Raw genomic sequence first — 8,109 nt, forward strand, 5'->3', positions numbered from 1 at the left:
TACCATCAGCGGGGGCAACTTCCATGGTCAACCCATTGCCATGCCTTTGGATTATGCTTGTTTGGCCGCATCCGAAATCGGCAATATCTCCGACCGTAGGATTTACCTTTCCTTGGAAGGTGACACACCAGGCGTACCAAAATTGCTCCTCAAAGAAACCGGCCTAAACTCTGGTTTTATGATCCCCCAATACACTACGGCAGCTTTAGCGAGTGAAAATAAAGGCCTTTGCTTCCCTTCCTCTGCTGATAGTATTCCCACATCCCTAGGTCAGGAAGACCATGTGAGCATGGGAAGTATAGGAGCCAGAAAAGCCTTGCAGGTGATTGAAAACGTTGAGAAAATCCTTGGAGTAGAACTATTCTGTGCAGCCCAAGCAGTGGACTTTCATGCCCCCTTGAAATCAGGAAAGATCATGACAGCTCTTTATGAACATGTGCGTACCAAAATCAAACATGTCACCGAAGATCAGCTCATGTATGAAGACATGGAAACTGCCATTGAGATCATCCGAAATGGAGAATTGCTTAAATTAGCGAGAGAAGTGGCTGACAAGGAAGGGTTGGCTTTGGAGACGCAATGGTCGGGGGATTTTGATTGGTATTAGGCCGTGAGAAATAGCCACAAAGGCGCGAAGGCACAAAGATTTTTTTTGTATTTGCCATGAGAAAAAAGTATGGTTTTAGAAATTATCCTTCGTGTCTTGGCGGCTCCTTGGTGGCAAAACAAAACTTTATAACTACCATAAAAAGAGCCTTGAAAAACAAAGTCATGTACTAAGTAAATCACTGTTATTTCTCTTTGATCAAAACCGTTTTGGTTATTTTATCAAAAATAATCAAAGAATCGCCTCTGATCTCATAGGATATTTTTTCAACTGCATTGATCGCGGGAACTTTTAAAATCAGGTACTTTTCTTCAGAAGTAGATAAATAATATGAAGGTATGTCCGATAATTGGAAATAAATAAAACTTGTAAAAACATGTTTAGGAAAAATTAGGAGAAAGCACTTAATATTTCCTTAGATGAACTGTTATATGCCCTTGTGTAGAAATTTTATAAAGTGTGTCGTTTCTGATCAAATAATTGGATTCGGTTTCACCTCCTGCATCTCCCACACTTCTCCAGTCTATAATCAATTTGTTATCGGAGGTTCTCCAAATCCCATTAGGAATATCAGAATAAGAAAAATTTTTTAATCCCATTCTGGAATGATTATCCCTAAATGCCCTCGGATCGAGAATCATAGTTCCGCTTTCTGAATATTTTATCAAATAACCCTTACCTGTAAATTCATCATTTTCTATCTTTCCTTCAGGATTCTTTGAATAAAGTAGAATCCAATCTCCAATTAAATCAGGATCCAAACCATTTTTTAAATACTTTGGAATATTGGGTAGTTTCAAATCCGTATTGCTTGTCAGTTTTTTAATAATAATAACATCGGATTGTTTACCCTCTTTCAAAACAATATTCTGTGGTTGATATTGGGAAATCACTAAATTAAAATCTTTATTGTTAATTTTAACTTTTGGGAAATAAATACTATCCTGAAAAACCTCACCTTTTACTAAGAAAAGATCTTTTTTACCGGAAAAAACTTCAAGCATGGCCAAGTTTTTTTCACTTGTCAATTTGAAATACAAATCTTGTTTATGAATCTGAGAATGATAAATTCCCTCAGGAAATTGACTCGCCTTTAGAGAAAAAAGAATCACAAACATGAAAAAAGATAACTTGGCCATGAATTTCAATTTTAAATACAACTAAACAGTTTATTGGTATAAAATAACCACATACCAAAATAAAAATCATTCCCAGGATTTTGGGATGACTTATGGCCGTAATATCCAGCTGCTGCACCATAAGCGAATGCTTCATCAGAAGAACAACCACCCTTTACTTGTTCAGTCATTTCAATACTTAATTCTCTCATAACAAATTTAATTTATTTAGTTGATAATTTATTTAACTATACAAGTATAATTTAGGACTGGTGACATTTCCTGTCACCCAATCAATTATTTTTCGAAAAAATATAACTTTCTGAATCTTTACAGTAAACAATCTCAACGCTTGAAGAGAGGCGAAGATCATCAAGAATTCTATAGACCGTTCGCTTATTTACTTGAAGCCTTTTGGCCAATTTGGATGGAGACCCCGTTTTCTTTTTCTCAATCAATTCAATCAAGAGCTTAGTCCGCTCATAATACTTTAATCCTGCCATCTTATCTCCAGTTTGGTTCCAAAATATTTTGATAGGCTCTGCTCAATAGATTATCCTTTTGCAATAGTTCTTCCGCCGTACCATGGGCAATAATCTGCCCCTTTTCCAAAATCAGTACCCTGTCCATACCAGCTGCCAATGTTGGCTGATGGGTGATCAACAATAGGGATGCACCTGTATTGCTCACATAATCGAACACCAAAGACAAGACCAGCCGCTCTATCCCATAATCCATAGCTGATGTAGCTTCATCTAGAATCAAGATCTTGGGTCTCCTCACCATAGCCCTAGCAAGCCCCACAAGTTGCCTCTGCCCTCCAGAGAGATTCCTTCCATCTTCCCCACATAAGGTCAATACTCCTTGTGGAAGGATGTCAAACAAATTCCACCAACCCATTTCTTGAAGCAATTGAGCGGCAGCCTCAAAATCTTCTTGGGTATTGCTTAAAGCAATGTTGTCCAATACAGAGCCGTTAAATAGTTTCTCTTTTTGATTCACTACCCCCAATTGCTTTCGCCAATGCTCCATACTGATTTGGCCTGTACCCAAAAATGGCATTTGGACTTTCCCTTGCTCTGGTAGGTAAAAGCATTGAATCAAATCAACCAATGTACTTTTGCCTGTGCCTACATGGGCAAATAAAGCTGTTGTCTGACCTGCATGGAGTTGAAAACTCACCCCTTTAAGGATTGGACTTCTCCCTGGGTAACGGAACATCAGCTGATCAACTGCCAAAAGGCATTCAGCATGGATAGTTTTAGAATTGCTCTCTGATATCGTTTGATCCTCTTCTTTCAATCCTGCAATCTCATGCATCCTGTCAAAAGCAACTTTGGCTTCTTGTAACTGTATATTGGCAACTACCAATCCAGCTACAGCCGGAATAATGGAACTCCCTACCTGTATCAATGCCATCAGTTCACCCAATTGTAGATTTTCCTGAAAAACCAAGTAAACTCCTAAACCAAAAAGTAAACTCATGAACACAGCCACAATGACCTGTGTAAAAAAGGAAAAGTTATTACCCAATATGGCCAAATCATATCCTTTGCTTTGATAATGGGTGTAAACCTGATCGATCCGTTGGCGAAACACCTCCTCCTTGCCATATGACCTGAGTACCTGAATCCCTGTCAGACTATCGATATACTGCGTTTCATTCAGCGCATGGGCTGCCATGACTTCCTTTTGCTTGGAAATGATAGGACGGTGATATCTCCATCCTACAAAGAGAAAAGCCAGAGAACCCAATACACAAAGCCACCCAACGATGTTGGATTGATAAAAAACGAAAATCAAGGACACCAGCACTACCAGTAAATTGATGATCACCGTTCCTGTAATCAGGGAAACAGTATTTTTGATCCGAAGGGAATCATTCATCCTTGCAATCAAATCACCTGTACTGAAGCCTTTGAAGTACTTCATCGGCAGATGCAAAATCTTTCCGATAAAAGATGATACAATCCGGATATTCAGATCTCTACCCTGTCTTGCCATAAAGACACCTTGGAAATAGCCCAAAAATGACCTGAATAGCAAAAGCAATCCTAAGGCAACCACTCCCAAAATGGCTTTGTCATAAGTTTGGTTGGGAAGAAAATCATCAATCAGTTTCTGGGAAAAAATTGCCGTAGAAAGTCCTGTAATCGCCATCAAAGTCCCCAGAACAGTCGCAACCAATAGAATCGGAATATCTTCTGCAATCAGGGTTTTAAACCAATCCATTTTGGAGTTCGATTGGATTTTGTGTGTCTGGAACTTTTCGGTAGGAGTAACCTGAAGCAAAATACTAGACTTCCAGATTTCCTTCAGCTCTGCTTCATTGGTCGAAACAATACCCACTCCGGGATCACTCAGCCAGAATCTCTCCCCATCAAAGCCAAAACTCACTATATAATGCTCTCTAACCTTGTCCATGATCACATGCAGAATCACTGGGGCTTCCTGTTCTTTCAGGTGTTTGACTTCTGCTTCAAAGCCCTTTGCCTCCAATCCAATCTCAGCGGCTGCTTGGATCAGACCAAGGAGTGTAGTTCCTGACGTGGTTGTCCCACTTACATCACGAAGCTTTTCCTGTGTGACTTCTCCACCATGATATTTGGAAATGGTACTCAGGCAAGCCAACCCACAGGCATATTCTCCCAATTGGGTTACATGAAAATTCTTTAGTTTTGATGTTGCTACTTTCATTTCTCCTCCTTCTTTCTGTCCAAAAGTTTATCCAGTAGGATGTCCAATTTCACAGGCCCTTGGTAGTTGGCAATTAGCTCCCCTTTAGAATCGTAGCAAAAAACACTTGGTACAGATTTAACCCCGAGGTAGGCCGAAAGCTTCATTTCCTCGTCCAATGCCACTTTTATATTTGACTCCGAGACAAATGGATATTCATCCATAAATCCTTCCAACTCTTCCCTTTCTTGAGAACTTGCCAAAAGTATATTGATTTGCCCAAATTCAGTAAATCGCTCATTGAGTGCATTGAGTTCTATCTTGCACATCTCACAGGTCGAGTTGAAATAAATAATGAGCAATGGGCTTCCTGAAGCAAAATCACTAACAGAGAATGTCTTTTCATCGAAAGATTTTAGCCAAAAGTTGGGAACAACTTGAATCTGCTCTTTGATTTGGGCAACATCTTCTGATTTCCTCTGATATTTCCAAGCAAAAAGCCCCAATATGCCCAACATCCCGACAACCATAAACAACAAAACAATTTTTCTCCCCATGGATTAGGTAAAGTTTAAGGTTAAAAACAAGATCAAAATCAACCAAAAGCTCATAGAGAAAAGATATGAGCCCAATACAACTTTGGAACTTTCAGTCTTCTTGATTTCAATTTCTTGACTAAAGTAATAAATCAATAAAAAGATGTATATGATTTCAAACACATTCAGCAACTGTAATGGATAATACCATAAAGGCTGAATTGCCTCTGGTTTTAGAAAACTCAAAACCGACAATGGGTAAAAAAGCGAAAATTCTGTATAAGTGAAATCAGATAATGCCCCAAAGGCAACTTTGACCATCCCTGCCAAGACAATGATACTTTCTGCATACACAGCTACCTTGAACAAACTTCCCAATTTAATGCCCTGATGCCTATTAGCGAAGAAGAGTCCAGCATAAAGAACTAAGCCCATCAAAAAACACTTAATCGTTAAAATAAGGAAAGTGAATAGTACCGAAAACTTATTCCAGTACTTCATTTCTTCAAGCATTTCCAAAAGAACGTTTTCAGGAATTTCAATTTCTACTTGATTGGCTAACTCAGCCATAATCATGGATTCTATATCCAACATTAAAAAACCAATAATAAATAAGCTTAAAGCATAAAAAGCCAACAATCCAAAAACCTTCATGATTCACCAATTAAACCAGATAAAAACCTTTAATCGTAGTATAATACTTGAAAAAAGGACAACTAATTATAACTCATTAAAATTTAGAATCAAAAACCAGCGCATCCGAATAATTAAAATCCTATATTAAATTGAACTTTTTTGATATTAAAAAACAAATATAATTTTAAAAAATTAGTTTACCCCCCCTTACAAACTAATTTATAAGTAAAAACCATTTTTTCGAAAGATTAAACTTTTTTTATAGTTTTTGAAAAAAATTAGAGTGCAATTCGGTTAAACGAGAATTTATTTCAAATATTCTGTCATCCATCCCAATTATCGGATCGCGAAAAATTCCAAATCAAAATATTCAGATATCGGAATAAAGTCTCTGTCCAAATGGAATAGAGGAACTTTTCGAGAAATAGCATACCATGCAATCAAACAATCATAGCTTTTACGAATGGTAAATCCCTTGGTCCTTAAGACAGAATATACCTGCGCAGCACCTTCGGCAGCTACAAATGGATCAGAATGGATTTGCTTCAATGCACTCAACCTGTCTTTCATAAGTAAAAAATCATGAGGGTACTTCAATCCCTGCAAAATCTCTTGGTAAATAGGTGGACAGATCAAAACTTGATCTTTATTTAACAATTCCTGCACGGTAGAAGTAAGTTTTTGGTCCTTTCCCGCAAAAAAAGAAATCCACACACTCGTATCTATCAACACCCCAACCATTTCAATCAGTCCTCATGTTATCTAAATCCCCAGACCAATCAATCTTACCTGCCATTTCAGAAAGCTCTCGCAATTTAATTAATCTTAGAAACTCTTTCAGTGCCAAATTAACCGCCTCCTTTTTTGTTTTGATATTCGTTTTTTCAAGGATTTCATCAATTAGTTTCTGGTCAATTTCAATATTTGTTCTCATGGCGATATAGTTTATACACAAAAATACAAAATTCTATACACATAACCATTTGTATTCTATCACTGATTTTTAAAAATTACTCCAGGTTATCAATTATTGAATAAATTGGTATGGAAGATTATGAAGGGATTTGGGTACTTTTGTAATAGAGCCACAAAGGCGCTAAGACACAAAGGAAATATTACATTGAAGTAAGATGCGAAAGACGAGAAATAAGAACCAAGAGGTAAGAGACAAGACTGTTTTCGTTACCCTATAAAAACCTTTGCAACTTTGCGGCTTTGCGAGCCAAAAACCAAACCTTTGTGTCTTTGTGCCTTAGTGGCAAAAATATCTCTGTTTCTTTGTGCCTTTGTGGCAATATAAAATATGAATATGCAAACCATCAAACATACCCTTATCGGACCCATTCGCCAAGCCATCACCATGGCAGGACTTCCCTTGAAAGGAGCGCTTAAAGATGAACAGCTGGACATCATCAGCGAAGCAGGCATCCTGATCAAAAATGACCTCATCCATCAGATCGGTAACTACTGGGATCTATATCCCGAAGCACAGTCTATAGGGGCTGAAATGGTCAGTTTAAAAGGGGACTTTGTCGCATTGCCCGGCCTGATTGATTGCCATACGCATATCTGTTTCGGCGGTAGCCGTGCCCAAGACTATGCCATGCGCAATGCTGGTAAATCCTATCTGGAAATCGCCAAAGCAGGCGGAGGTATCTGGGACACGGTCACCCAAACCCGAAAAGCTAAACAGGAAAAGCTGGTTCACTTGACTGTTCAGCGAGCCACCAGGCACCTCAAAGACGGTATCACCACCATTGAAGTCAAGAGTGGTTATGGGCTCTCTGTGGCTGACGAACTCAAAATGCTTCGAGCCATCCAAGAAGCCAATGAGAGCACCTATGCAGACCTGATCCCAACCTGCTTGGCAGCACATATTCCCCCCAAATACTTCCAAGGAACCCAGCGTGATTATCTGAAAGCTATTGCTGATGAACTTTTTCCCATCCTCCAAGGAGAAGGCCTAGCCAATCGCATCGATGCCTTTATCGAGGATACAGCTTTCACACCAGAAGATATACAATCCTACTTCCACAAAGCCAAAGAAATGGGCTTCGACATCACAGTCCATGCGGACCAGTTCCATACTGGCGGTTCGCAGGTAGCTGTAGACTTTGGAGCCATCTCCGCAGACCACCTAGAAGCCAGCACTGACAAGGAAATTGAATTATTGGCAAAGTCAAGCACAATAGCAGTAGCCTTACCGGGAGCATCAATGGGTTTGGGCGTAGCCTACACTCCAGCACGAAAACTACTCGATGCAGGTGCTTCCCTGGCCATCGCCTCTGATTGGAATCCAGGTTCGGCCCCTATGGGTGATTTGCTCATGCAAGCTGCTGTTTTGGGAACTTACGAGAAACTCAGCAATGCAGAAGTCTTAGCCGGCATCACCACCAGAGCCGCTGCCGCCCTGAACCTCCACGACCGGGGACAATTGAATCCCGGTATGTTGGCCGATATCGCCCTTTTCCCCACAGCCGATTATCGGGAGATTACGTATATGCAGGGGAGGTTGAAGCCATATAAAATTTATAAG

Annotated in this window: 10 protein-coding genes; 2 read left to right on the plus strand and 8 right to left on the minus strand. The window is 39.5% G+C overall.

Annotated features, from left to right (window positions below):
• A partial coding sequence (locus B879_RS19730; protein ID WP_040401346.1) for an aromatic amino acid lyase occupies positions 1–607 on the plus strand: 607 nt, incomplete at its 5' end.
• A gap of 404 nt (positions 608–1,011) precedes the next feature.
• Here B879_RS19730 and B879_RS19735 read toward each other — a convergent pair.
• The 8 genes from B879_RS19735 to B879_RS19770 all read right to left on the minus strand — a co-directional run bounded on the left by B879_RS19735 (position 1,012) and on the right by B879_RS19770 (position 6,507).
• Positions 1,012–1,611, minus strand: coding sequence for a hypothetical protein (locus tag B879_RS19735; protein ID WP_157231741.1), 600 nt, complete (start codon positions 1,609–1,611; stop codon positions 1,012–1,014).
• Positions 1,612–1,757: 146 nt separating this feature from the next.
• The gene (locus B879_RS19740) at positions 1,758–1,937 is read right to left on the minus strand and encodes a hypothetical protein (RefSeq protein ID WP_009186994.1); all 180 of its coding nucleotides are present in this window, start codon (positions 1,935–1,937) and stop codon (positions 1,758–1,760) included.
• 81 nt (positions 1,938–2,018) lie between these two features.
• Positions 2,019–2,228: an HTH domain-containing protein gene (locus B879_RS19745; protein WP_009186995.1), complete on the minus strand. Its 210-nt coding sequence runs from the start codon at positions 2,226–2,228 to the stop codon at positions 2,019–2,021.
• A 1-nt stretch (position 2,229) separates the two neighbouring features.
• Entirely contained in the window at positions 2,230–4,422 is a 2,193-nt protein-coding gene (locus tag B879_RS19750) for a peptidase domain-containing ABC transporter (RefSeq protein ID WP_009186996.1), read from the minus strand.
• Entirely contained in the window at positions 4,419–4,958 is a 540-nt protein-coding gene (locus tag B879_RS19755; RefSeq protein ID WP_009186997.1) for a peroxiredoxin family protein, read from the minus strand. Before B879_RS19755 ends, B879_RS19750 begins: the two co-directional genes overlap by 4 nt.
• 3 nt (positions 4,959–4,961) lie before the next feature.
• The gene (locus B879_RS19760; RefSeq protein WP_009186998.1) at positions 4,962–5,591 is read right to left on the minus strand and encodes a hypothetical protein; all 630 of its coding nucleotides are present in this window, start codon (positions 5,589–5,591) and stop codon (positions 4,962–4,964) included.
• A 318-nt stretch (positions 5,592–5,909) separates the two neighbouring features.
• Positions 5,910–6,305: a type II toxin-antitoxin system VapC family toxin gene (gene vapC / locus B879_RS19765; protein WP_238542175.1), complete on the minus strand. Its 396-nt coding sequence runs from the start codon at positions 6,303–6,305 to the stop codon at positions 5,910–5,912.
• 10 nt (positions 6,306–6,315) lie between these two features.
• Positions 6,316–6,507 carry a type II toxin-antitoxin system VapB family antitoxin gene (locus B879_RS19770; RefSeq protein WP_009187000.1) on the minus strand — a complete coding sequence of 64 codons (192 nt, stop codon included), beginning with the start codon at positions 6,505–6,507 and terminating at the stop codon, positions 6,316–6,318.
• 375 nt (positions 6,508–6,882) lie between these two features.
• Here B879_RS19770 and hutI point away from each other — a divergent pair.
• Positions 6,883–8,109, plus strand: a 1,227-nt coding sequence (gene hutI / locus B879_RS19775) for an imidazolonepropionase (RefSeq protein ID WP_040401350.1), incomplete at its 3' end; no start/stop codon positions are given.

Origin of the sequence: Cecembia lonarensis LW9 (genome assembly GCF_000298295.1) — a bacterium.
GTDB classification, from domain to species: domain Bacteria; phylum Bacteroidota; class Bacteroidia; order Cytophagales; family Cyclobacteriaceae; genus Cecembia; species Cecembia lonarensis.